This window comes from Sphingobacteriales bacterium (assembly GCA_012517435.1).
Classification (GTDB): Bacteria; Bacteroidota; Bacteroidia; order CAILMK01; family JAAYUY01; genus JAAYUY01.
The window spans coordinates 1-26,229 of sequence record JAAYUY010000209.1; the positions used below are offsets into that span (position 1 = coordinate 1).

At 38.3% G+C, this 26,229-nt stretch carries 25 protein-coding genes and 1 tRNA gene; 9 read left to right on the plus strand and 17 right to left on the minus strand.

Going from position 1 to position 26,229, the window contains the following annotated elements:
- Positions 1-6 precede the first annotated feature (6 nt).
- The 3 genes from GX437_11510 to GX437_11520 form a co-directional block, all read right to left on the minus strand.
- Positions 7-600 (minus strand): hypothetical protein, encoded by a 594-nt coding sequence (locus GX437_11510; protein NLJ08287.1) that lies wholly within the window; start codon positions 598-600, stop codon positions 7-9.
- A 51-nt stretch (positions 601-651) separates the two neighbouring features.
- Entirely contained in the window at positions 652-1,092 is a 441-nt protein-coding gene (locus GX437_11515; protein NLJ08288.1) for a cytochrome B, read from the minus strand.
- 71 nt (positions 1,093-1,163) lie between these two features.
- Positions 1,164-1,772, minus strand: coding sequence for a phosphatase PAP2 family protein (locus GX437_11520; GenBank protein ID NLJ08289.1), 609 nt, complete (start codon positions 1,770-1,772; stop codon positions 1,164-1,166).
- A gap of 193 nt (positions 1,773-1,965) precedes the next feature.
- Between GX437_11520 and glmM the strand changes: the two genes are divergently transcribed.
- The 5 genes from glmM (at position 1,966) to clpX (ending at position 6,755) form a co-directional block, all read left to right on the plus strand.
- Entirely contained in the window at positions 1,966-3,345 is a 1,380-nt protein-coding gene (gene glmM / locus GX437_11525) for a phosphoglucosamine mutase (GenBank protein NLJ08290.1), read from the plus strand.
- A 9-nt stretch (positions 3,346-3,354) separates the two neighbouring features.
- Positions 3,355-3,436, plus strand: a tRNA-Leu gene (locus GX437_11530).
- Positions 3,437-3,480: 44 nt separating this feature from the next.
- Positions 3,481-4,869 carry a hypothetical protein gene (locus GX437_11535; protein NLJ08291.1) on the plus strand — a complete coding sequence of 463 codons (1,389 nt, stop codon included), beginning with the start codon at positions 3,481-3,483 and terminating at the stop codon, positions 4,867-4,869.
- On the plus strand, positions 4,859-5,548 hold the full coding sequence (clpP, locus tag GX437_11540) for an ATP-dependent Clp endopeptidase proteolytic subunit ClpP (GenBank protein ID NLJ08292.1): 690 nt from the start codon (positions 4,859-4,861) through the stop codon (positions 5,546-5,548). Before GX437_11535 ends, clpP begins: the two co-directional genes overlap by 11 nt.
- Positions 5,541-6,755 carry an ATP-dependent Clp protease ATP-binding subunit ClpX gene (clpX, locus tag GX437_11545; protein ID NLJ08293.1) on the plus strand — a complete coding sequence of 405 codons (1,215 nt, stop codon included), beginning with the start codon at positions 5,541-5,543 and terminating at the stop codon, positions 6,753-6,755. Before clpP ends, clpX begins: the two co-directional genes overlap by 8 nt.
- A gap of 3 nt (positions 6,756-6,758) precedes the next feature.
- Here clpX and murI read toward each other — a convergent pair whose 3' ends face one another.
- From murI to GX437_11595, 10 genes are all read right to left on the minus strand, one after another.
- A complete protein-coding gene (gene murI, locus GX437_11550) occupies positions 6,759-7,598 on the minus strand; it encodes a glutamate racemase (GenBank protein NLJ08294.1) in 840 nt (279 codons plus the stop codon).
- Positions 7,599-7,600: 2 nt separating this feature from the next.
- Positions 7,601-8,113, minus strand: coding sequence for an OmpH family outer membrane protein (locus GX437_11555; GenBank protein ID NLJ08295.1), 513 nt, complete (start codon positions 8,111-8,113; stop codon positions 7,601-7,603).
- Between the two features lie 47 nt (positions 8,114-8,160).
- The gene (locus tag GX437_11560; protein ID NLJ08296.1) at positions 8,161-8,700 is read right to left on the minus strand and encodes an OmpH family outer membrane protein; all 540 of its coding nucleotides are present in this window, start codon (positions 8,698-8,700) and stop codon (positions 8,161-8,163) included.
- A gap of 58 nt (positions 8,701-8,758) precedes the next feature.
- Positions 8,759-11,233 (minus strand): outer membrane protein assembly factor BamA, encoded by a 2,475-nt coding sequence (bamA, locus tag GX437_11565; protein ID NLJ08297.1) that lies wholly within the window; start codon positions 11,231-11,233, stop codon positions 8,759-8,761.
- A gap of 1 nt (position 11,234) precedes the next feature.
- Positions 11,235-11,984 carry an isoprenyl transferase gene (locus GX437_11570; protein ID NLJ08298.1) on the minus strand — a complete coding sequence of 250 codons (750 nt, stop codon included), beginning with the start codon at positions 11,982-11,984 and terminating at the stop codon, positions 11,235-11,237.
- Between the two features lie 30 nt (positions 11,985-12,014).
- On the minus strand, positions 12,015-12,797 hold the full coding sequence (locus GX437_11575) for a hypothetical protein (protein ID NLJ08299.1): 783 nt from the start codon (positions 12,795-12,797) through the stop codon (positions 12,015-12,017).
- Positions 12,798-12,861: 64 nt separating this feature from the next.
- A complete protein-coding gene (locus GX437_11580; protein ID NLJ08300.1) occupies positions 12,862-13,695 on the minus strand; it encodes a hypothetical protein in 834 nt (277 codons plus the stop codon).
- Between the two features lie 73 nt (positions 13,696-13,768).
- Positions 13,769-14,587: an outer membrane beta-barrel protein gene (locus GX437_11585; protein NLJ08301.1), complete on the minus strand. Its 819-nt coding sequence runs from the start codon at positions 14,585-14,587 to the stop codon at positions 13,769-13,771.
- A 15-nt stretch (positions 14,588-14,602) separates the two neighbouring features.
- Positions 14,603-15,478: an outer membrane beta-barrel protein gene (locus GX437_11590; protein NLJ08302.1), complete on the minus strand. Its 876-nt coding sequence runs from the start codon at positions 15,476-15,478 to the stop codon at positions 14,603-14,605.
- A gap of 92 nt (positions 15,479-15,570) precedes the next feature.
- Positions 15,571-16,440 carry an NAD kinase gene (locus GX437_11595; GenBank protein NLJ08303.1) on the minus strand — a complete coding sequence of 290 codons (870 nt, stop codon included), beginning with the start codon at positions 16,438-16,440 and terminating at the stop codon, positions 15,571-15,573.
- 115 nt (positions 16,441-16,555) lie between these two features.
- On the opposite strand from GX437_11595, the gene GX437_11600 reads away from it, so the two are divergent.
- Together GX437_11600 and GX437_11605 are read left to right on the plus strand one after the other, a co-directional pair.
- A complete protein-coding gene (locus GX437_11600) occupies positions 16,556-17,401 on the plus strand; it encodes a glycerol acyltransferase (protein ID NLJ08304.1) in 846 nt (281 codons plus the stop codon).
- Positions 17,402-17,421: 20 nt separating this feature from the next.
- Positions 17,422-18,354: a GNAT family N-acetyltransferase gene (locus GX437_11605; GenBank protein NLJ08305.1), complete on the plus strand. Its 933-nt coding sequence runs from the start codon at positions 17,422-17,424 to the stop codon at positions 18,352-18,354.
- Between the two features lie 9 nt (positions 18,355-18,363).
- On the opposite strand, the gene GX437_11610 is transcribed toward GX437_11605, so the two are convergent.
- The 3 genes from GX437_11610 to gdhA form a co-directional block, all read right to left on the minus strand.
- The gene (locus GX437_11610) at positions 18,364-18,900 is read right to left on the minus strand and encodes a CvpA family protein (GenBank protein NLJ08306.1); all 537 of its coding nucleotides are present in this window, start codon (positions 18,898-18,900) and stop codon (positions 18,364-18,366) included.
- Complete coding sequence (locus GX437_11615; GenBank protein NLJ08307.1) at positions 18,897-19,346, minus strand: GatB/YqeY domain-containing protein; 450 nt, start codon at positions 19,344-19,346, stop codon at positions 18,897-18,899. The genes GX437_11610 and GX437_11615 overlap by 4 nt, the downstream gene beginning before the upstream one ends.
- Positions 19,347-19,424: 78 nt before the next feature.
- Complete coding sequence (gene gdhA / locus GX437_11620; GenBank protein NLJ08308.1) at positions 19,425-20,762, minus strand: NADP-specific glutamate dehydrogenase; 1,338 nt, start codon at positions 20,760-20,762, stop codon at positions 19,425-19,427.
- A gap of 220 nt (positions 20,763-20,982) precedes the next feature.
- Here gdhA and GX437_11625 point away from each other — a divergent pair, with 220 nt between their 5' ends.
- Both GX437_11625 and GX437_11630 read left to right on the plus strand, forming a co-directional pair.
- Positions 20,983-22,398, plus strand: coding sequence for a tetratricopeptide repeat protein (locus GX437_11625; protein ID NLJ08309.1), 1,416 nt, complete (start codon positions 20,983-20,985; stop codon positions 22,396-22,398).
- Between the two features lie 154 nt (positions 22,399-22,552).
- Complete coding sequence (locus GX437_11630; protein NLJ08310.1) at positions 22,553-25,351, plus strand: serine hydrolase; 2,799 nt, start codon at positions 22,553-22,555, stop codon at positions 25,349-25,351.
- A gap of 4 nt (positions 25,352-25,355) precedes the next feature.
- Here the strand turns inward: GX437_11630 and GX437_11635 are convergent, their stop codons facing one another.
- Complete coding sequence (locus GX437_11635) at positions 25,356-26,129, minus strand: hypothetical protein (protein ID NLJ08311.1); 774 nt, start codon at positions 26,127-26,129, stop codon at positions 25,356-25,358.
- Positions 26,130-26,229: the final 100 nt, after the last annotated feature.

The window sequence follows — 26,229 nt, forward strand, 5'->3', positions numbered from 1 at the left end:
ATACCTTCACTCATCATTTTTTAAGACACTTTCAGATTGTTCCTTGCATTCCTTTATGCATAGGGGTAATTCAATAAAAATGTTTTCGACATAATTGCGGATAAAACCAAGTTTTTGCTGAATTTCAGCCATGATTCCCGAACCGTTCAATTCCTGAATCTGGTCGTTAATCCTTGAAATTTCAGTTTCAATGTTAAGCAGTCGGTTGTATGTTTTTCCCGCCTGGTAACGAAGATTGAGCCATGCACTGTCTTTGGCCAGTTCAAAAATGTCGAGGTAATGTGAGCGGGTATGGGAAATATTGGTATAAAACTGTTCAAAGTGAACCATCACAATATCAAGATAGAGGTCAATGTCCTGAACATAGGCTGAATTTTGTGCTTTTCTGATGTTTTCCTGCATATCCTGAAGGTTTTGTGATGCCTCAGCGAGATAGGAGGCTGCCTCTGTCAGTTTTCTTCCTATTTCCTCAGGCTGACCATACACATGGCCGATAAATGGCATTATTAAAACAAACAAAATTCTTCTACTGATGCTTTTAATGTTGGAACAGCTTAAGTATTCTGTCAGAAACGGGATATCAAAACCTGAAGGGTTCATTCTTTAAAGTGTATTATTTGCTTACAAAAATACACTTTTAAGCCGTTAAGTTTAAACGGGCAGTGAGAAAAAAGGCCGTTGGCTTAAGACTATGGTAGTAATGATAAACAAAAGGCTCAGGCTTGTCCAGATGAAAGTCCTTCTATGTTGCTGTAAATTGTTTTTAAGCCTTTTGACACTTAATCCGGGGATGGAAATAAAAACAACTGCCAGCAACATCATCAGCAAATGCTCGACTGTCCAGTATCTGAACATCTGGTTTTTCATGGTGTCAGCGTTAAAAATCACCCATGGGCTGATGAAATATAAAATAATTCCAAGAGTAAGCTGAAGGTGGCTGAAACTTGTCAGAAAGGTTAACAAAAACCTGTCTGCTTTTAAATAACTGCGTTTCCTGATGAAGCCATGAAAACTGAATATAATGACTAAGACTAACAGTAATAAAACGATGTAGCGGATAAAGGAGTGAAAGAATAATAAACCTGGGTACATAGCTTACAAAATTTTGCAATGCCGTTATTAAAAAATAATGCCAGAAAAAGCTGTGATCTGAATGGACTTTTTCAGGTCTTACGACTAAGAATGATGCCAAAACGGCTCAGGAAGAAGGTAAACAGCGAAAATGAAAGCAAGGCACAGAAAATTCCCAGAAAACATCCTGCAATGATGTCAGAAGGATAATGAACACCAATGTAAATTTGTGAGTATGAGATGATAGCAGCCCATACGAGTCCGGCAGGAAGCACCCATCTGGCTTGCCTGAAAAAAAATAAGCCAAGAAAAAACGCAACAGAAAAATGATTGGCTGCATGGGAAGAAGGGAAGCTGAAACCTGGCTTGCATCCGACAATGGTTCTGACATATTCCGTAAAAAACGGGTCTTTACAGGGTCTCAGCCGGTGTACAAGGGGTTTGATCAGATGGCTGGAAAACTGATCAGACAAAGTTACGGTAATGATCAGAAAAAGAATAATCAGCCATCCCTGTTTCCGGTAGTTGACGATCAGGAAGCTGAAAATGAATACATAAAGAGGTAACCAGAAAAATTTATCTCTGAAAAGAGGCAGAAAGGTATCAAAAAATGAATTTGTCCAGATTCTGTTTATCAGAAAAAAAATCCGGTGGTCAAGTTGAAAAATAATGTCTTGCATGTTGGTTATTGTTCGTGGCAAAGCTAATTATTTTAATGGCATGAAAAGTTGATTTACTAAGCTTAAATCTTACTAAACAAATATATTTCAAAGTCAGTTTTGTCTTAACCCGTTCTGAGAAAATGAATCGATTTTAAAATCCTGATTATCCTTGGAGGGCAATATGCTAAAGAAATTAAAATCTCTACATTTGCAGTCAGAAATTTTATTGGATATGTCGTTAATTTCGTCAATTTCAGGTATAAGGGGCACGATAGGTGGAAAACAAGGGAATGGACTGACCCCCGATGATATAGTTCGGTTCACTGCCTCCTATGCCAGTTGGCTTATCGGAAAAGGAAAAACAAAGAAAGTGGTGATCGGCAGGGATGGAAGGATTTCCGGTGAAATGGTCAGTGGATTGGTTGCCAATACCTTACTTGCCTGTGGAATTGATGTGGTTGACATTGGCATGGCTACCACCCCAACTGTAGAGATGGCAGTACCAGCCGAGCAGGCTGGTGGCGGTATCATCATTACAGCCAGCCATAACCCCAAAAACTGGAATGCATTAAAACTCCTGAATGCCAAGGGAGAGTTTATTGAGGATGAGGATGGCAGGGAAATTATGAGAATAGCTGAATCATCCGAATATGAATATGCTGCGGTAGAGCAATTAGGGCATTATTCCGTCAATACCGCTTATCTTGATTTTCATATCCGGAAGATACTTGATTTGCCTCTTGTCAATATTGAAGCCATTAAAAAAGCCGATTTTACCATCGTGGTCGATGCGGTCAATTCTGTTGGGGGTTTTGCTGTTCCGGAATTGCTGCGTCAACTGGGTGTTTTTCATATCATTGAATTAAACTGTGAACCAAACGGGAAATTTGTTCATAATCCGGAACCTTTGCCGGAGCATCTTTCCATGCTTTCAAATGAGGTGAAACACCGCAAGGCTCACTTAGGTATTGCTATTGATCCGGATGTTGACCGGCTCTCCATCGTGAAATCTAACGGAGATTTTTTTGGTGAGGAATATACCCTGGTGGCAGTTGCCGATTATGTTTTACAGCATCAGAAGGGCAATACTGTTTCAAATTTATCGTCTTCACGGGCTTTAAAAGACATTACACTTCGTCATGGATGCGAATATTTTGCTTCAGCTGTGGGAGAAGTCAATGTTGTAAAAAAAATGAAGGAAGTCAATGCAGTTATAGGTGGAGAAGGTAACGGAGGCGTTATTTATCCTGAATTACACTATGGCAGGGATGCACTTGTTGGTATTGCTTTGTTTCTGAGCCATCTGGCAACAAGTGGAAAAAGTATTGATCAACTCAGAGCAGAATATCCCAATTATTACCTGACCAAAAATAAGATCGAACTGAGTGAAGGTGTTGATTTGACAAGGATTCTCCATAAAATTAAAGATCATTACAAGCAATATCCGGTGAACGATATTGATGGGATAAAAATAGAAATAGGAGACGACTGGATACATCTGAGGAGGTCGAATACAGAGCCAATCATACGTATTTACGCTGAAAGCAAGAACCTGACAACTGCCGAAAACATGGTAAAGAAGCTGATTTCAGATATAAAAGACCTGTTATAAACATGAAGAGCGGATGTGGCGGAACTGGCAGACGCGCCAGACTTAGGATCTGGTGCCGAAAGGCTTGGGGGTTCGAGTCCCCCCACCCGCACTATTTTGATTATCAAACCATTAATTAATTAAATTTATCTTACTGTGGAAATAGTTTTTAACAAAGATGAGAACCTTGCTGATGCCCGTCTTGAGATTAATATCAGCCTGAGCGACATTGAAAAAGATCTCAACAAGTCTTTGAAAGACTTAAGACAAAAAATTAATTTACCCGGCTTCAGACCGGGCATGGTTCCTATGGGAATTGCCAAAAAATATATTTATGAAGATGCTTTGGCCAATATTCTGGAAAAGAAAATCGATGATGCCATGCAAGACTATTTTAATAGAAATGACATCTTCATTTTCAAGCCGGCTATTCCCGTTCCGACTGAAAAACCAGTTGACCTTAAAAATGATCAGGAATTCAGATTTATTTTTGATCTGGGTATATTAAATTTTAAAGAAAGTGATATTCAGGAAATTATTACCGGACTCGAAAAATATAATGTTACACCCAGTGAGGAAGATATTGATCTGGAAATAAAAAGGATAATAAATGCCTATTCGGAATACAGACAATCTGAAAAGGTTGAGGAAGATGAAGAATTAACCATCTATATCAGCCTGAGGGAGCTTGATGGAGAAGGAAATGAACTTGAAAATGGCATTCAGAAATCTAAAATACTAAAATTTAAGGATTTAAGTGGTAATCTTAAGGAATATTTACTTGGGAAAGATTTCAAAACAGACTACATGTTTAAGGTAAAAGAGATTTTTCCGTCAACAGAAGAAATACAGTCCTTTTTTGAAATAGAGAAAGAAGCTGCAGAAGATATCAGCGATACTTTCAAACTAAGAATACTTAATATTTCTAAAATGGTTCCGCCTGAAATGAATGAGGATTTTTACAGGAAAGCGACCCAGGATAAAGCTTCAGATGAAGCAGGATTAAGGGATTTTGCCAGGGAAATGTTTCAAAGAAGGATGGAGAATGCTTCGAAACATTTAATTGAAGATGAAATTACCAAAAGGCTGAGAAACATTCCTGTCAATATGCCGGAAAAATATCTGCAAAAGCTTTTTGAGCTCGAAGAAGCTGAAAAGATAAAGGATCTGAGCCCTGAAAGTGAAAATTACCAGTCTTTAAGACAAACTTTCTTTAATTCTGCCAAATGGATGACATTGATCGATTATTGGGTTCAAAAGTATGGTATAACGGCAAATGTAAATGAAGTCGCTTATCAGACCTACGGCTATTTTGATGCTTATATGAGGCAGGTGGGAATTCCAAATAATGATGAAAATCAAATCAATAACGCCATTGTTAATTACCTTAAGAAGAAGGAAAATTATCTTGCTATGGAAAAAGAAGTATTTACTGGCAAAATTATTGACCGCCTTATGAATGAAGCTGAATTGACAGTTAAGGAAGTCAGCTCAAATGAATTTTTGGAACTTTACAATCATAAACATAAAGATCATGAACATTAAAAAAGAATTTGAAAAATTTGCTGTCAAAGGTTACGGAGTTTCCAGCCTGACACTCGACCAATATTACAAGGCAAACAGCTATATCACACCCAACATTATTGAGGAGCGTCCGTTAAACATTGTGACCATGGACGTTTTTTCACGCCTGATGATGGACAGAATCATCTTTTTGGGAGTGCCTATCTGGGATGACGTGGCAAATATCATTCAGGCTCAGTTGCTGTTTCTTCAGTCGGTTGATCCCAAGAGAGATATTTATATTTACATCAACAGCCCTGGCGGAAGTGTTTATGCCGGACTTGGCATTTACGATACCATGCAGTATATCAGCCCTGAAATAGCAACCATTTGCACTGGTATGGCCGCTTCGATGGCCGCTATTATACTTGCAGCAGGGTCAAAGAAAAAGCGTTTTGCCCTTCGCCATTCGAGAATCATGATTCATCAGCCGATGGGCGGTGTTCAGGGACAGGCAACCGATATTGAAATTACAGCAAGAGAGATTCTGAAATTAAAGGAAGAGTTATATAAAATCCTTGCTGAACATACCGGACAAACCTTTGAAAAGGTTAATCATGATGCTGACAGGGATTTCTGGATGAGTGCCGAAGAAGCTCAGCAATATGGCATGATTGACGAAATTCTTAAAAGCAGTAACCTGAAGAAAAACGATGCCTGATCATTGTTCATTTTGCGGAAGAACCAAAAATCAGGTAAACATCCTGATCAGAGGTAAAGAAGGCTTTATCTGTGATTTTTGTGCTTTCGAAGCAGAAAAAATTGCAAAATCGGAAGTAGTTCGCAGAAACAGAAAATTAATAAATGCCAAAATTCCGAAACCAAAGGAGATTACGGAATTTCTCGATCAATATGTAATCGGGCAGGATTATGCAAAAAAAGTTATTTCCGTTGCAGTTTACAACCACTTCAACAGGTTGAAAAACAACTTTTCTTCTAATGATGTGGAAATTGACAAATCAAATATTCTGCTCATCGGAAATACGGGAACAGGTAAAACGTTACTGGCACAAACCATCGCCAAAATGCTTGAAGTTCCTTTTTGCATTGCCGATGCCACTGTGTTGACTGAAGCGGGATATGTGGGTGAAGACGTGGAAACCATTCTTACACGCCTGCTCGAATCGGCTGAATATGATGTGGATGCAGCAGAAAAAGGAATCGTCTATATTGATGAAATTGATAAAATTTCGAGAAAAAGTGATAATCCTTCCATTACCCGCGATGTCAGTGGAGAGGGAGTTCAGCAGGCACTACTTAAACTCCTCGAAGGACATATCATCAATGTTCCTCCCAAAGGGGGAAGAAAACATCCCGAACAGGAATTTATTAAAGTCAACACCAAAAATATTCTCTTTATCTGTGGAGGTGCGTTTGACGGGCTTGAACGCATCGTATTGAACCGAATCAATAAACAGACCATCGGTTTTCATCAGGAGATCAAGGAAAAGGAGGAATATGAAAATGCACTCCGCTATACTACTTCTCACGATTTGAGAAAATATGGTTTAATTCCTGAGCTCATAGGAAGGCTACCGGTCATTGCCCATCTCGATCCACTGGATAAAACAGCTCTGACTAAAATCCTGACTGACCCCAAAAACAGCCTTGTCAGGCAATATACCAAACTTCTTGAACTCGAAGGAGTGGCTTTCTCGGTTCAGCATCAGGCGCTGGAATATATTGCACAAAGTGCTATTGAATTAAAAACGGGTGCCCGTGGATTAAGGTCTTTATTCGAATATATCATGCTCGACCTGATGTTTGAAGTTCCTTCTGAAAAGGAAAAGAAAGAGTTTAAACTCACGCTGTCTTATGTTAAAAAGAAACTGGCAGAACTGAAAATCTCACAGAATAAAGTTGCCTGATAATCAGTTTGTTAAATCGAGATGCATGGCTGGTGTCTGATGCCCGGTAAAAATCTGTGCCCGTTGACTAAAGATTTCCGGATTTTCAGTCGTGTAATAAGTGCAGGAAGAATTTTTTGAACATTTTTCATCTATCTCGGGATGACGCATCAAATAGTTTTCAAGTTTGTTGGCTACTATCTCTCCCTGAACCACAATACGGATGTTTTCAGGAAGGTAATATTTTATCACAGGTAATAATAACGGATAATGGGTACATCCCAATACAAGTGTATCTATCTGATTATCTTTGTATAGGAGATTATTCAGGTGTTTTCTGACAAAGTAATGAGTTCCTTCACTGTTGAGTTCATTGTTTTCGACCAATGGCACCCACATCGGACAGGCTTCCTGCATAACTGTAATTTGCGGGAAAAATTTAAAGATTTCAATCGGATAGGAAAGAGAATTTACTGTTCCTTCCGTACCTAAAATTCCGATATGATTGGTATTGGTAAAGTTTCCAATATCTTCGGTAACAGGTCTGATAACTCCGAGAATTCTTTTTTCCGGGGCAAGGAGAGGCAGGTCTTTTTGCTGAATGTTGCGAAGGGCTTTTGCTGAAGCGGTATTGCATGCGAGGATGACCAGATGGCAATCCATTTCAAAAAGCTTTCTGACAGCTTCCAAAGTGTACTGATAGACTACCTCAAAAGAGCGTGTACCATAAGGTGTTCGTGCATTATCGCCAAGATAGATGTAATCGTAGTGTGGAAGTTTTTTCCGGATTTCGCTTAAAATAGTTAAACCTCCGTAACCCGAATCGAAAACTCCAATGGGACTGTTTGCTGACAATCTTTTGATAACTATTGAATTCCAAGCTTTTTCTTGACTAAGGCAGTCAAATCGTCACTGTCTTTTGAATAGAGAACGGTGCCACCGGCTGTGTCGAGCACATAGTCATATTTATTTTCCTTGGCTACTTCAGAAATGACATTCTGCAACTTGTCGAGAATAGGTTTCATCAGTTCCTGTTCTTTTGCATCAAGGTCTTTGGCAGCTTCTTCCTGAAATGCTTTGATTCGGTCTTCCAGTTGCATGATTTCTGTCTCTTTGTCTTTTTTCACAATAGCCGTCATTGTATTGATATTGCTTTGATAATTTTCCAGTTTGGTACGGTATTCCGTGATCAATACATCCAATTGGCTTTCATAGTCTTTTTGAATTTTCTTTAAATCATCCTTGGCTTTTTGTACTTCAGGCATGATTTCAAGAATTTTTGCACTGTTTAAGTGTCCGATTTTCAGCGTCTGTGAAAATGAGTTTACAGGGAATGTCAGGCCAATGGCCAGCAAAATTACCAATACGTGTTTCATCATAAAAAATAATTTATGGTTGCAAAATTATGTAATTTGTTGAAAATGAATTAATCTTTTTTGTTTTTTACTTCAACACCCAGAATATCAAGTACCTCATCGCTTCTGTCGTATTTGGCATTAACATAAAGCATGGTAACTGCTCCAGACTTGTCGAAGACAAAATCAAATCCTTCTTCGGAGGCCATTTTCTGGATGGCTTCAAATACTTTATCCTGAATAGGTTTGACCAGTTCCTGCCTCTTTTTGAAAAGTTCACCATTTTTACCGAATTTTTCTTCTTTAAACTTGTTCAGGTCATCTTCCTTTTTCTGAATTTCATCTTCTCTTTTCTTTCTCACTTCTTCAGGGAGCAAAACCTGTTCAGCACGATAGGCATTGTATAGCTTTTCAATTTCATCCATTTTTTGCTTGATTTCGTCTTTCCATTTATTGGTAAGCTGATCGAGCTGGCTTTGGGCTGATTTATATTCCGTCATCTGATTTAATATGTATTCTGAATCGACATAACAGAATTTCTGGGTATAGCCTGCCGTAAAGGATAAAATGACTGCCAGCAGGGTGAAAAATAATAACTTAAATTTTTTCATGACTTTGTTTTAAAGGTTTACTCTTAAAAAACATAAAAAATGCCATTATTGATATGAATTAGAATTCCTGTCCGATGGATATGTGAAACTGACTTTTATTTGCCTCAGGGCTACCCGGTACAGCATCGAAGCCATAACCCCAATCGAATCCGAGCAGACCAAACATAGGCATAAAGATGCGGATACCTGCACCAAGCGACCTGTACACTTTGAAGGGATTAAATTCTTTAAAACGCAACCAACTGTTCCCGGCTTCAGCAAATACGAGGGCATAAATAGTTGCACTTTGGTTCAATGTCAGTGGATATCGTAGTTCGAGGGTGTATTTATTGAAAATAGTCCCTCCTTTTTCTGTTGCATTTTGGGCGGTCAGGGAATTGTCTTCATATCCGCGAAGGGCAATCAGTTCCCTGCCATCCAGGTGAAAACCTGTCAGCCCACTTCCGCCAACGTAAAAGCGTTCAAAAGGTGTAAGTCCTACTTTGGGGTTGAAAAAACCGATGAAGCCATATTGCATACGTGCATTTAACACAAGATTTTGAACAATATTAAGAAACCAGGAAGCATCAAAACGCCATTTATGATATTCGCTCCACTTGTATTTTTCCTGTAAGGTTGCATTCGACCAGTCTTTATTGGTAAAAAGAGAATAGGGGGGCGTCCATTGTAAAGAAAGAGAGAAATTAGAGCCTCTTCTGGGATAAATGGGCTGGTCAACCGAGTTTCTGGATATAAGATGCCTGAAATTAAGGTTGTTGGAATAACCATTGGCAAAACTGAATTCATATGTATAATTGGAAAGGTCGTACCGCTGAAAAGTCAGGGAATTGTAGGTGGTAAAATAATCGTCAGGGAAACGTAGCCTTTGTCCGAGCCCAACGGTTACGCCAGCGATATTAATACTGCTACGTAGAGGATCTGTTTTTTTCTTTCCATTGGATTGAAATGAACGATAAAAACTGATAGATAATGAGTTAGGCTTTTTTCCTCCAAGCCATGGCTCGGTAAATGAAAGATTGAATGAGCTGAAATAAATGGCATTTGATTGAAAACGCAGGCTCAGACGCTGACCGTCTCCTGAAGGCAAGGGTTGCCATTCTTTAAATTTAAAAAATTTTCTTGAAGAAAAATTGCTGAACATAAAACCAAGGCTGCCCACGAATTGTCCTGCACCCCATCCACCCTGAAGCTGAAACTGATCGGATGGTTTTTCTACCAGAATATATTCAAGATCGACAGTCCCTTTTTCAGGATCAGGTGTGGGGATGACATTCATCTGTTCTGGGTCAAAATATCCGAGGTTTGCCAGTTCACGTTGTGTCCGGATAATATCTGACCTGCTGAATTTCATGCCGGGTCTTGTCCTGATTTCACGCATGATGACGTGGTCGCTTGTCCGTGTGTTTCCACTGATTAAAACCTTGCTGACAGTTGCCGGAGGGCCTTCAAATATCCTTATTTCTATATCAATACTATCATTTTCAACTTTCACTTCTACGGGATTTATATTGAAAAAGAGATAGCCGTTGTCCATATATAATGAACTGACATCCAGACCTGCCGGATTCATGTTGAGCTTCTGGCTGAGCACTTCAGGATTATAAACATCTCCCTTTTTAATGCCAAGTATAGCGTTCAGTTCTTCATCTGAATATTTGGTATTTCCTGTCCAGTAGATATTTCTGAAATAATATTTTCTGCCCTCATTAATTTTAATATTGACAGTCAGCTTGTTGTCGGCTCCGATTAGTACAGTATCATACTCAATTTTTGCATCCCGGTAACCATGTTTATTGTAATAAGCTATGACCCTGTTTTTATCTTCTTCATATTTTTCGGCAAGAAATTTAAAGGAATAATAAAAGTTCCATCCTTTAAACATTTTTGTTTTCTTCATTAGTGATTTGATTTTTGAGGTCTTTACTGCGTTATTTCCCTCAATTCCGATATACCCGATTTTAACTTTCTCATTTTTGTTGACATTGACCGTGAGTTTAATGCTATTGTTGTTAAAAAGCGTGTCAGGCTCCGGAATTATTTTTATTTCGGGTTTCAGATAACCTTTTTCTACATAGAATTCATTTACTTTGTTGTAAAGGGTTTGTATCAGATAATCCGTTACAATTTCTCCCTTGACGATGGTAAGTTTATCTTCTATTTTTTTTGCTTCTGATTTGGAAATACCGGTAAAGGTATATTTTGATAAACGTGGCGCTGACTGAACTTTAATAGTCAGGTAAATAATGTCTTCTGTCATGCTGTCGGCCAGTATGTTGATATCTGAAAATAGTTTTTGCTTCCATAAATTGCGTATAGCGATTCCCAGTCTGTCACCGGGGATAAACAATTCATTACCAACGGATAAACCACTGAAGGCAATAACAAGAGCAGGGTCAATGTTTTCATTTCCTTCAACGTGGATGGCTCCAATGATGTATTTTTTAGGGAGAGAGGCACTATTCTGGTCATTCTGTGCAAAGATGCTCAGGGAGGAGGCCAGACACACAAAAAACAAAAGGATTTTCTTCATCATGTTACCGTTTTATTTGCTCACTAACTCTGCCAAATCGCCTTTCCCGCTTCTGAAAATCAATAATTGCTTCAAAAAAATCCTCTTTTGTGAATTCAGGCCATTTTTTAGGCGTAAAATATAATTCTGAATAAGCTAATTCCCAGAGTAAAAAATTGCTGATGCGGTATTCTCCACTGGTTCTGATCAGTAGTTCAGGGTCAGGAAAATCTGCTGTTGAAAGATAGCTTTTAAATAGTTTTTCATTGAAATCAGCAGCCTGAAGTTTTCCCTGACAGGCATCAGATATAATTCTTTTACTGGCTTCAACTATATCCCAACGTGAACCATAACTTAATGCCATGATAAGTTTTAAGCCATCGTTATCTTTCGTTTTTTCAACAGCTTTTAACACTTCATTCAGGGTTTCGGGGGGTACTTTCTCAAGTTCACCGATTACCCGGATAGAAATATTGTTTTTATGGAGTTCGTTAAGTTCTTTTCTGATGGTTTGAACGAGCAGGTTCATCAGTCCGCTGACTTCCTGTTTTGGTCTTTTCCAGTTTTCAGTTGAAAAGGTATAAAGTGTCAGATATTCCAGCTCTATTTCCCGTGAGGCTTCCACAATTCTTCTGACTGTTTTAACGCCATAACGGTGTCCGTATAATCTTGATTTGTTTTGTTCCTTTGCCCACCGGCCATTGCCGTCCATAATGATGGCAATATGCCTTGGCATTTTTCCCTTATCAATCTGACTTTTTAAATCATTTGTCATAGTGGTCGTTGCAAATAAGTGGCAAAGGTACTAAAATTCAAAACAAACCTTGTTTCTAATTTTAACTGAAAGAGTTGCTCCGTAAAAATAATAAAAATCAAGCATATCCGGGCGGCCACGTTGTTTTCCGTTAAAACCAATTTTGATTTCTGACCTGTCGGACAAAACCGGTGATAGTGGCCCATATTTATCTTCAAGTACATCTATGTTATAATATGTGTTACTCACATCATCGAGGTAATCAGTAAATGTGTATCTAAACCCGACAAAAATGGCCAAATTAACATCTTTATTCAATTTTATTTTAAAGCCTCCTCCGAAAGGAATTACAGGTTGGACGAGATGATAAGAGTTTTTGTTACTTTCAATTTTTTTCCCTTCGGTGTCGAGGGGTTTAAGACGAACAACATTCCCATTGTAGGTGGTTACCGGTTGAAAGAAAAATGTTCCAAATCCTGTAAATACATAAGGTGTAAAACGGTTGGGATTAAGTCCGATAGCAAATTTGAAAAAGTTAAATTCAAGTTGATAAGATATTTCGGTGATGGTACTGCAGAAATTCAAATTTCTGATTTTCAGGTGTTTAAAATTGTTGTCATCCCCTGAAATCTTGCCTCTGTAAAAATAAAAATTATTAGAGAAAAAGGGGCTTATATTTTTCTTGAAAAAAAATGCCCCGTAAGTTTTGGTTTCCTTTAAAACAATGTCGGGGGATAAATCTCCCAGGTAATTAGATCCTCCGGCACTAATACCGATTTCCCAGTTCTGGGCAAACGAGTTGCTCAGATTTAATAAAAATAATATAGCGACCAACCACAGCTGTTTCATTGACAAAATAACCCTAAAATAATGTTTTTATTGCAATATCAGGTGTTTTTTAAAAACCCATGCACCCAAATTTTAAAAGGGAATATGTGATGGTAATTCCGGCAAAATAGTACCAGTCTTTTGCCTCAGGGCTACCTCTCATATCCACACCGGGAACCTTTTCAATCCGTTCGTCATTGACTTCGCCTGTGCGGTTAGATAATGAAGCAGCAATTTGTCCGTTCCGGTAAAGAATATCGCGGTAACTGGCATAGCTGTTTGAGCAGTCGTCTAAGTAATCGGTAAAAGTTTTTCGGGCAGAAATTTCAATACCAATGTTTAAATTTCGTCCGGGGGAATATTTCCAGCCAAAACCAAAGGGAATACCAATCTGATATAAGGTATATCTTCTGTCGGCATAATCGGGGCCTGAAAGATATTGACCTTCGGTTCCAAGTGGTTGGAGATTTATCCATTTCCCGTTATACATGGCCTGTGGATTCATTTTAAAAAGGCATATTCCGGCAAAAATGTATGGAGATGATTTATACGTAAAATGATTGGTTCGAAAACCAAGTATGTAAAATTCAGGAACAACGGCAATATCAAGCAATGGAGAGCGGAAAGAGAGATTTCTGGTCCATCTGCGGTGATAATAGTAGCGGGCGTCAGAATCTGCTCCCGATACCATTCCCTTTGTGATGGATAGCCGAAGTGAAAAATGCCGTGAAAGATTCAACCGGCTGATGACTCCATAACTCAGATGGGTATGATTCATTTTAATAAAGCGTTCGGAAAAGTCTCCGTTATAGTTTGTCCCTCCTAAATATCCACCAAATTCCCAGTATTGTGCTGATAAAACAGTGGGTGTGATGAGTAAAATGAATATAATCAATCTTTTCATCGGCTTTACATTTGGAGAACAAAAGTAAGTAATTAATTAATATGCAAATACAGGAAAATTTTTTAAGGAGAGCTTAAAACCTGTAGCAGGCATTAGGAAGGATAGAATAGGTGAGCGTAAAGCCGGTAAATACATACCAGTCATTTTTTGTTGGGTCGCCCCTCTCATCAGCCGATGTATATTCCATTCTTTCAGGAAGCACTTCTCCTGTACGGTTTGATAGCAAATCAGACAATTCTCCATAAGTTGATTTGAGGATGTCTGATTCAACATAGGTTTTGCTGACATCATCCAGATAATCCGTAAAGGTAGTTCTGACGCCCAATTCAAAACCAACATTCCAGTAGCGATTAATGGCAAATTTATAACCGGCTCCAAGTGGAATACATATCTGAGTCAGTGCATATTTTTTCCGGTCATTGTATTTGGTTGTTCCCTGTCCTTCAGTACAAAGGGGTTGCAGTGCATACCACTGATGATTGTATAAGGCTTTCGGATTAAACCGGAACAGTGATAATCCGAAAAAGATATACGGACTTGACTGGTAAGAGGGATGACCCGATTTATATCCGGTCAGGTTTATTTCTCCTTGTACTCCAATATCAAGTAATCTGGAACGGAAACTCAGGTTCCGGTTTTTTTTATCGAGAATTCTTGAATTGGCATCATTTCCGGAAATCGTGCCATGATAGATGTTTGCCTTAACCGAAAACCATTGATTTACATTATACCTTGCCAACACTCCTGCTGCCGGATGAAGTTCTTTCAGGTCGATAAATTGTGTTAAATCTCCTGAATAGGTGCTGATTCCTCCAAATACCCCTGCTTCCCAGTATTGGGAGCTAACAAGCAGGGGTAAGGAAACTAATAGTGTTACAAAAAATTTCTGCACTGTCGGCTGTCTTTTTTAGAAGCAGAAACAGGTATTTTTTCTAAATGTTTTTGAAATAGTAAATCCAAACCACATATACATGTCATTGGCGTCAGGATTTCCTCTAAGTGAACCGGGAGCACGGTTGGGTACATAATTTCCGCCTACCCATGTTCCTTCACGGTCAGAAAGCTGAGCTGTGATACCGTTAACGCCTCCATCTAAAAGGGTGAAATCAGGGTATTTTCCGCCAATGTCATCCAGATGGTCGGTAAATGTTTTATTCTGACTGACATAAAGTCCGATGTTCCATAAATAGAGGTTCAACTGACGGCTGTTGCGCGGGCGTTTAAAGCTGTATTTGATACCAAAACCATAAGGAATTGAAAATTGGGTAAGGCTATATTTAGGTTCATAGCCGGGTAATCCCTGTCCTTCTGTGCCTAATGGCTGAAGTTTATACCATGTTCCGTCTAATTCGGCTTTTGGTGAAAAGTTGTAAACGCTTATACCTGCAAAAACATAAGGAGCCCAGTTCCTTAATTTATTGCCACTGATGAAAGGTAAGATATTATATTCAACCTGTGCGGTGAAATCAAGTACATGAGATTTAAATGAGATATTTCTTAAGTAAGCCTGTCCCGGAGGATCTGCATCTTTATTTCCATCCCATCCAGAAATCCAACCCATATAAACGCCACCTTTAAAATTTAACCTCGGGTTAAAATAATATCTGTAAAGGGCTCCAAAACCTGGCTTTGTCTCTTTCCATGTTACATGTGCCCATGTAAGGTCACCTAAATATTCAGTGATTCCTACAATTAAACCAATTTCTTTATCCTGAGATCTGGCAGGAGTAAGAAATAATGTTGAAGCTACAATAACTAAACTTATTCTAAAAAAATTCTTCATGAGATAACCTTTTAAGGAAATTATTCGACAACAAAAATACAAAGAGAAAAATTAATTTTGGTTAACAAAAAAAAAATTTTTTAAAAATTTTATCAGGTATTTCTCTGATCTAATCCCCAGTTGAGTTTTTCTCTGATTACTTTACTGAAATTTTGATTATTAAACCTGATAGTAAATATTTTAAAAGGTGCTTTTCTGGCAGATAACTGAACTGAATCATCAATTGTTCTGTATCTGGAATCCAGTGAAATCAGGTATTTTCTGTTTCTACCGGAGATAGTAAAGGAAAACTCTGCATCATCAGGAAGAATGACTGGTCGGACGTTCAGGTTGTGTGGAGCAACAGGTGTCAGTATAAAAGTATTGGATTGAGGGAATACAATAGGTCCCCCGCAACTCATGGAATATGCTGTAGAACCTGTTGGAGTTGATAAGATTAATCCATCGCACCAATAGGTATTGAACAGTTCCTGATTAACCACCACAGTGATTTTGACCAAAGATGAGCTGTCGCCTTTATGAATGGTGAATTCATTCAGTGCATAGTTTTCTTTATTAAATAAATCAGGATGGCTCTGAAGTTCAACAAGGGTTCTTTCTTCAATATTGTATTGCTTTTGCCTGAGAGAAGCAATTATCTGGTCAAGCTGATTCATTTGATTATTGGCCAGAAAGCCAAGTCTTCCGGTATTAATGCCTAAAACCGGAATTTTACTGTCGCGGATTAAAAGAATTGAATCGAGCAGGGTGCCGTCTCCTCCTAGCGAGAAAACAAAATCAGGATTTAGGCTGATCAGCTCTTCTGAGGAGTTAAAAAATGTAATGCCGTCTTGCAGAATATGACTTTCTGCTGATGAATATACCGAAGTTTCAATATTCTGTGCTGAAAGAAACTGAATGAGATTGTTCAGGGTATTTTCATGAATATGGTTGTATAATTTAGTAAAAACAGCAATCTTCATCTGAAAAGAATGAGAATTTATGAACCTCAAAATTAAGATTAATATTCTCTGTATTTTAAGTCTCGTATAATTTTGCAGTAAAAATTTTTATGACCTGGCTATAAAGCTTGACAAGATGGAGAAAGAACCTTATAAATTTATTGATGTCGAAAAAGTCATCGGTTCAAAGAGTGAAAAATTTCTACGAATTGTCCCTAAATTCATTATTCGTTATCTGAAAAGAATTCTCCATGAAGACGAAATCAATAGCGCCCTGAACCGGAATGCAGATAAGAAAGGACTCGATTTTGTCAACGAAATTCTGATTGAGTTTGGTACAAAAATAAAAGTGGTCAACGAATCCAACATTCCGAGAACACAGAAAGCAATTGTAGCGAGCAATCATCCTCTGGGAGGTCTTGATGGACTTGCTCTGATGAAAGTGGTAGGTAAATTTAATCCGAATATACGTTTTCTGGTTAACGACCTTTTACTGAATCTTGAAAATCTCAAGGAAATTTTCATTCCTATTAATACATTAGGCCGTACAACAAAAGAAACAGCCATGTTGCTGCGAAAAATTTATGAATCAGACAACCTGATTCTGAATTTTCCCTTCGGACTTGTCAGCCGGAAAAGAAGAGGTCGTATTGAAGACCTTGAGTGGAAAAAAAGTTTTATTACAAAAGCACGTGAATATCAAAGAGATATAATTCCAGTATATATTGACGGGAAAAATTCAAACTTTTTTTATACCCTGGCCAACGTCAGAAAAAGACTGGGAATAAAACTTAATCTTGAAATGTTTTTATTGGTCAATGAAATGTACCGTCAGTGCAGCAAACTGATTACCATATCTTTCGGAAAGCCTATATCCTATAAGACTTTTGATAACCGTTACAGCGATGCTGACTGGGCTGAGAAACTCAGAAGACATGTGTATCAGATGGCTATTAATCCGGATATAGATTTTGTTGTTTAACTTTGCACTTTAAAAAAATGATGGAAAAAATCATTGATCCTATTGATGTTGAGTTAATTCAGCAAGAATTGACAAAGGAAACATTTCTTCGTAATACCAACAATGGTAAGAATGAAATCTACATTATCAATTGTAAAAATGCTCCGAATACGCTAAAAGAGATTGGGAGATTAAGGGAAATTACCTTCAGAGATGCAGGTGGCGGTACAGGGAAAAGCTGCGATCTTGATGAATTTGATATTTCTGATAATCCTTACGAGCAGTTGATAGTCTGGAATCCTGAATTCAGGGAAATTGTTGGTGGGTATCGTTTTTTACTTTGCAACAAAACCGAATTTGATAAAAATGGTCAGCCTGTTCTGGCTACCTCCGAAATATTTCATTTTTCCGAAAAATTTATCAGGGAATATCTTGATCAGACCATTGAACTTGGGCGTTCGTTTGTTCAGCCTAATTACCAACCCACTGTTGATTTTCGCAAAGGAATGTATTCGCTCGATAATTTATGGGACGGACTTGGAGCAGTTATTATCGAAAATCCTCATCTGAGGTACTTTTTCGGTAAAATCACCATGTATCCTCATTTCAACAGAGAGGCTCGCGATCTGATTTTATTTTTCATCAACAAGTATTTTAAAGATAATGAGGGACTTGTTCATCCCATTAAACCACTTGAAATTACAACAAGTGAGAAAAAACTTAAATCCATTTTGTCTGCCGATAATTACAAGGATGATTATAAAATTTTAATTCAGGAAGTACGTAAACGTAAGGAGAATATTCCTCCGCTTGTGAATGCCTATATGAATCTTTCTGCAACCATGCGTTGTTTTGGCACCGCACTGAATCCGACCTTCGGAAATGTTGAAGAAACGGCTATTTTAATTGCTATCGCAGATATTTATGACATTAAAAAAGAAAGGCACCTGAATTCTTATACAAAGGAAAACTAATTCAATCCTTTATTCCTGATTTTCTTTCATTTTGGAGTTAAAAAAGTGCTCAATATTGCCAATCAGGTTTTTGGCAATGTAGAGATGGTTGGTTGTAAAAGCAATCGTTTTTGGTGCTATCTGTCTGAATGGCTTGTAATAAACAGATTGTTCGAGTTTTGTGGAAGGAATAAATTTGACCTGTGAACTTAACCAGAATATCAGGCTGACCAGAAAGATGACTTTGAACAATCCGAGGATTCCTCCTCCAATCCGGTTGAACAGGTTCAGCTGAACAACTTTTATGATTTTTTCAATGAGCCTGCCAGCCATGGAAACAATAATAAAAATGGCAATAAAAACAATGAAATAAGCTACATAAGGACCTATCCCTGTTCCTGGAGCAATGTGAAGTTTTTGTATGAGATAATGGGTGAGCGACATGGCTCCAATAATCGCGATAAAAAACCCAAGAAAAGTAAATATTTCACTGATAATGCCTTTTCTGAACCCCAGAATAAAAAATATGGCGAGGAAAATGGTGATGACAATATCAATCGTAATCATGAGGTAAGTAATTGGCGTGCAATCTGATTGATTGTTTTTCCATCAGCTTTTCCTGCAAGCTGTTTCATGGCAATCTGCATGACTTTCCCAAGACCAGCCGGGTCTGAAACTCCTGTTTCTTCAATAATTTTCTGAACTATTTCCCTGATTTCATCTTCGCTCATCTGTGCCGGAAGATATTTTTCAAGAACTTTCAACTCGGCTTGTTCTTCTTCTGCCAGGTCGTTGCGGTTGTTTTTGGTATAAACTTCAATAGAATCTCTTCTTTGTTTGACCAGTCGGTTGATGAGTTTCAACTCGTCTTCCTCTGTTATTTCTTTATTTCCGCCTTCAGATTTCAATAACAGAATGGCAGATTTAACCGACCTGATGGCCTTGAGTGCAGCCTGATCTTTGTTGCGCATGGCATTTTTCAGGTCTTCATCAAGTGTACTGAATATAGACATTTTCTTACATTTAAGTTATTAAAAAACAGGGCTTTATCACTTTCTGACAAAGCCCTGAAAATTTATGCATTATGACGATTATACAAGCCCCTGAGCAATCATGGCATCAGCAACTTTTACAAAGCCACCAATATTGGCACCTTTGACATAGTTGATGAAGTCGCCTTCTTTACCCCATTTCACACAGGTGTTGTGGATGTTGATCATGATGTTGTGAAGCCTTTGGTCAACTTCTTCACGCGACCATGACAGACGGAGTGAATTCTGGCTCATTTCGAGGCCTGAAGTGGCAACACCACCTGCATTGGCTGCTTTTCCCGGAGCATACAGAATTTTCTTTTCGAGGAAATATTCTACAGCTTCAGGGGTGGATGGCATGTTGGCGCCTTCGCTGACAACGAAACATCCGTTGGCTACCAATGTTTTGGCATCTTCTCCGTTGAGTTCGTTTTGGGTGGCACATGGAAGTGCTATATCGCATTTTACACCCCATGGAGTTTTTCCTTCTACATATTCGCAACCATATTTTTCAGCATATTCCTTAATTCTGCCACGTTTGACGTTCTTTAACTGCAGAACAAAGGCCAGTTTTTCGGCATCGATACCTTTGGGGTCATAGATGTACCCGTCTGAGTCTGATAAGGTTACAGGTTTTGCTCCCAATTGCAGACATTTTTCGGTTGCATACTGGGCAACATTTCCGCTACCAGAAATTACCACTGTTTTTCCTTTAAAGCTTTCTTTACGTGTTTTTAACATTTCTTCTGCAAAATAAACACAACCATAACCGGTAGCTTCAGGACGAATCAGTGAACCGCCCCATTCAAGGCCTTTTCCTGTTAATACCCCTGTAAATTCATTTCTTATTCTTTTGTACTGTCCGAACAAGAAACCGATTTCACGTCCACCAACACCAATATCACCTGCGGGCACGTCAGTGTCGGGGCCAATATGACGGCAAAGCTCAGTCATGAAACTCTGGCAAAAACGCATGACTTCATTATCTGATTTGCCTTTTGGATCGAAATCGGAACCACCTTTACCGCCTCCCATGGGCAGGGTTGTCAGGCTGTTTTTGAATACCTGTTCGAAGGCAAGGAATTTCAACACACCCAGGTTGACTGTCGGGTGAAACCTTAATCCACCTTTGTAAGGGCCTATGGCACTGTTCATTTCAATACGGAAACCCCTGTTGATCTGAAATTCTCCCTTGTCGTCAATCCATGGAACGCGAAACATAATCACTCGTTCAGGTTCTGCAATTCTTTCAAGGATTTTAGCAGTTTTGTATTTTGGGTTTTCTTCAATAAAAGGAATAAGCGATTCGGCTACTTCCTGTACTGCCTGATGAAATTCGGATTCACCAGGATTTTTGGCTATGATTTTAGCCATGAATTCTTTAACTCTATTATCCATTTTCTTACTTTTTTGTTTAAAATTGTTTTTAAAAGTCCGACAATATTAAAGATTATTTTTAACACGCAATATGATTTGGAAATTTTTTTGAAAAAAAATTAATTTATTGATTGACAACGCTTTGTGTGTTTTCTGCTCCTTTTTTAACTTTTCATTTCTTGCCGTTAGACATAAATTTATTTTCTTTGCAGAAATTTTTCACGACATTTTATATTCTTTTATGGACTTTTCGGGAAACGACATCCACAAACTCGTTGATTTTTTTGAAAAACAAACGCTTACTGACGACTATTCCTTTTTTGATCCCGATGATTTCTTAAAGATTATTGATTTTTATCTTAACATCTCTAAATTTGAACTTGCTGTCAATGCAAGCAAATTATCAGTCAGAACTTTCCCTTTTAATATTGATCTGCTTTTTAAACGTACTGAATTGCTGATGAAGGAAGAAGAGTTTGACCATGCCCTTGATGTGTTGGATAAAATAGCTATGATCGATCCTTTTAATCCGGAAACTCATCTGTTTCAGGCAAAAGTACTTTATGAGCTTGGAGATTTTGAAGAATCGCTCGAACATCTTGAACATGTTTTCAGGTATGATTCTGAAAATATTGAAGCTATTAAGATCAGGGCATTAATCCATTTTGAGGTGGGTGAAGACACAGAAGCTTTCGACTATTTTAAGGCATATCTGTATTATTGTCCTGAAGATAAGGAGATTTTGAGAAGTTTTACCTATTGTTCGATGAACATCGGGCGTGAAGATGAGGTATTGAAATTCTATCAGAAGCTTGTGGATCATCAGCCTTTTTCTTCACAGATGTGGTACAATTTAGGCCAGATTCATGACGATATTTATCGTTTTGAAGAGGCAAAAACCCTTTATGAAGTTGCAGCAGCGCTCGATCCGGAAAATCCTGCACCTTATATTAATATTGGTGCTTATTATTTCGCTGAGAAAAATTATCAGGCTGCTATTGACAACTATCTGAAAGCTTTTGAACGGGGAGCTAACGACTCATATTTTTTATCTCAGATCGGATATTCATACTTTTATCTTGAAAATGATGAGCTTGCCGAGGCCTATTTTAATAAAAGTATTGAAGCTGATAAATACAATGATAATGCTTTTTTTGGTATTGCACTGATTGCTCATAAACAGCAACAACTGCCCAAGGCTTTTCAGATGGTCAGAAAAGCGATGAAAGTTGATTCATTTAATCCGAGGTATAAGGTATTGTATGCAATTATTCTTGGAAAAATGGGCAAATGGAAGGATTCTGAAGATGTTTTTTTAAAAATTGTTTCTTCTCAGACGAATGAACCTGATGCTTTTATTGATTATCTTTTCTTTTACTACCAATCGTTTCATAAGCTGAAAGCCCTTCAACTGACTGAAAAAGTCTTTGAGCAGTATCAGAAGGATCCGGATATTACCTATTTTTACATTGGACTTTTGTATGATAATGAAATGGATGATGAAGCTTTCCCGCTTTTGAAAAAAACTCTCAGAGAGAATTATGATGAACATGAAATAATGCTTGAATATTTTCCTTATCTGAACGGTAATCCGGCTATCCGTGAAATAATTGATTACTACCGGCCACAAATGAGCTCAAGTCAGGATGAAATTTAATATGGCTATTTTATCAGGTTTCAGAAAACAATTTTTTCGATTTTCAACTCTTTTTACATGCTTTTTAATACCTGTAATTAATTCAGCTCAGAATTTCCCTTTCAATCAAAAAAACATCAGCTTTCAACAGGCTGAAAAATGGGCGGATTCAGTATTGTTGACTTTATCAACTGAAGAAAAAATTGGCCAGTTGTTGATGGTTTCGGCCTATTCCGGAGCATCTCAAAACAAGAAGGATATTGAATGGGCGATTAAAAAATATAAAATAGGTGGTGTAATTTTTTTTAAAGGAGAACCTACTCATCAGGCCATTCTGACCAACCGCTACCAGCAGTTATCTTCCATACCTTTACTCGTCAGCATGGATGCAGAATGGGGCGTTGGCATGCGCCTCGACAGCGTTATATCATTTCCTAAACAAATGAGTTTTGGCTTTGCCAATGACAGTGTCCTGATGTATGAAACAGGAAAAGCCATTGCCCGGCAGTGTAAATTGCTGGGGGTTCACATCAATTTTGCTCCTGTTGCCGATATTAATAGCAATCCTAAAAATCCTGTCATACACCTTCGTTCTTTCGGAGAAGACAAATATCAGGTAACAAGGCTTGCCCTTGCTTATATGAAAGGTCTTCAGGACAACGGTATCATGGCTGTTGCCAAACATTTTCCCGGACATGGAGATACCGAAACCGATTCCCATAAGGATTTACCGGTTTTGATGCACGACACTAACCGATTGAAAGAGATTGAGTTATATCCTTTTCGCCAGCTTTTCAGTCAGGGGGTTGGCGGGGCCATGGTGGCTCACCTTCGTATTCCGGCTCTTGATTCGCTGCCTGCCATGCCGGGGAGCCTGTCGTATCAGGTCGTAACCTCATGGCTGAAAGATAAAATGGGCTTTTCCGGCCTCGTATTTACAGATGCCCTGAACATGAAAGGGGTGACCAACTTTTATGAAGCCGGAGATATTGAATTACGTGCATTACTTGCCGGAAACGATATTTTGCTTTGCCCTCAGGATGTTGCAAAAGCTGTTCATACTATTTCAAAGGCTGTGAAAAATGGAATTGTTTCAGACAGTCTCCTGAATGTAAAGGTTAAGAAAATATTGATTTACAAATACTTTCTCGTTTCTCCGAAATCAGCCTATATTCAGATTTCTCATCTGACGGAAAAGTTAAATAATCCTGAGTCTTTCTGGCTGAAGCAAAGAGTTATTGAAAAATCAATAAGCTTGCTCAGAAATGAGGATGCCATTATTCCACCTGACGGGAAAAGATTTAATGACTTTTTCCCTGTTTATATAGGATGCAATGATAAACCTGTCTTTCAATCGACACTGGAACTTTACGGAGAATTTCCCTTCTTGTGTGTGAACAATATCAGCGACACTTCGCTTTATGATTCTCTGCTCAATATTTTACTGAAAAAGAATTATCTCCTTATCGTGCTGTGTGGATCCAATACAAATAATGTCAATAACTCCGGACCGACACCCAGACAAACTGAATTTGTAAATTTTCTGCTGTCTAATAAAATGTCTGTTTTGGTCAATTTTGGCAGCCCTTATGTGCTTGGCCGGTTTGAGAAAGCAAGGAATATTTTACAGGTAACAGAAAATGATTCACTTTTTCAGTTTTTTGGTGCTCAGGCACTGATGGGTGCAATTCCGGTTTCAGGCAAACTACCGGTTACTGTCAGTAAAACCATGGCATTTAAAAGCGGCATAAAACAGGATAAAGTTATCCGGCTGAAATATACTTCTCCTTTTGAACTGGGAATACATCCTGACAAACTAAAAAGCATTGACGATATTATTCTTCATTCAATTGACAATGGTGTGTTTCCCGGCTGCCAGCTTTTACTGGCAAAAAATGGTAAAGTGTTTTTCAATAAAAGCTATGGTTATCATACTTACGAACCTGTCATCAAGGTTAAAAGCACTGATATTTACGATCTGGCCTCCGTTACAAAAGTTTCTGCGACACTGCTGCCTGTCATGAAACTGTATGAAACAGGCAAACTTCCGCTTGAAGGTAAAATAAAGGCTTTTCTTGATTTGCCTGCCAATTCAAATTATGCGAAACCTTCCATCTCCCAGCTGCTGACCCATGAGGCCGGTTTTGTGGCATGGATTCCGTTTTACGAACAATTTCTCAACAAGGATAAACTCCCTGATAGCCGCTATTTTTCTGATACATTCAGCGAAAATTATCCCGTTCAGGTTTCCGACCATCTTTTTGCCGTTAAAAATATTGAAAATATCATCTGGAAGAGCATTCTGACCCAGCCTGTTAAAAAGCAGGGGGAATATGTTTACAGCGACATTGATTTTATATTCCTGAAAAAAATTGTTGAAAATATCCTTCAGCAGCCAATGGATAAATATCTTGAAAAAGAGTTTTACAGCAGTCTTGGGATGAACAATACTCTTTTCAATCCGCTGAAAAAAGTGAGTCCTGACAGAATTCCTCCGACTGAAATTGATAACTATTTCAGATACAATATTATACAAGGTTTTGTGCATGATCCTGCTGCCGCACTGATGGGGGGTATATCTGGTCATGCCGGTTTGTTTTCCAATGCCAACGATCTGGCCAAACTGTTTCAGATGTTGCTAAACCATGGTGTTTATGGAAATGTCAGGTATTTTAAACCTGAGACTATCGATACGTTTACCAAACGTTATTCATTGGTCAGCAGGCGGGCTCTCGGCTTTGACAAACCAGCTTTCATGCCGGGTGAATATAATCCCTGCAGCAGCAATACACCACTTTCAGCTTTCGGACATACAGGATTTACAGGCACTTGTGTCTGGGCAGATCCGGATAATCAGCTGATTTTTGTTTTTCTGTCGAACAGGACTTATCCCGATCAATACAATAACCTGATTAACAAACAAAAGACAAGACAGCAGATTCAGGAAATGGTCTATAAGATTATCGGGCACTGAATATTTATTCATTATTTACCGAAAAAACCTTTCCGGTGTAAAGAGTAAAGCGGAGTGTTTTGTAAGACTTTTTCAGAATGAGATTGCAGATTTCTTCTGCTTTTGTCACATTTTCAGGTATATAGGTGTCTTTTTGCATGTTTTTTCCTGTTATTTCAAGCTCTTTAAAGTTCCCCATTCTGATCAGCAAAACAGCTCTCTTTTCTTCAAGATTCAGCTCTGTAGGGTCTTTATATTTAACTTTAAGGTTTTTTTCAGGAAATACCTTCTGAAGAATCTGGTTCAGATTGATTTGAAGGTGATTGTTGGATGCATTGAATTCTCTGTTCATCTGAATTTCACGGTCGGTAACCGGATGTGCCTGCCCGCCCGAAAATATCATTAAAAAAACAGGTTTGTTGAGCATGGCCTGTGCAATGTAGTATTCAAGTATTGGAAAAGTATAACTGTCTTTTTTCTTTTGTGTCAGACTTTGTTTCACTTTTTGGATGATGTTGAGGGATATTTCAAAATTCCTCATTTCCCTGATAATGTAAACCCATATTCTGTCCATCACCGAATACTTACGCCAGCCGGAGCCATCTCTTCTCGATGTTGTGAGTAGATCATTCTTTTCCCAATGATTGATAATACGGTAGCTGAATTCCTTGTTTGAAATCTGATATTGGCGGCTGTTGAAAAATGAATTGATTTCATTCCTGATTTCGTTGTGGTAAAAATCATGAAACCCAAGCTCAAAATCAACGCCACGGAGGATAAAAATATTTTCAGACGACATGATTTCCTAAAATTTCATTGTACAAAGATAACCTATTGGTATAAATATTTTACGTTCAAAAATTTAAGGGTCATTAATTTCTTCTGATGAAGGTTATCAA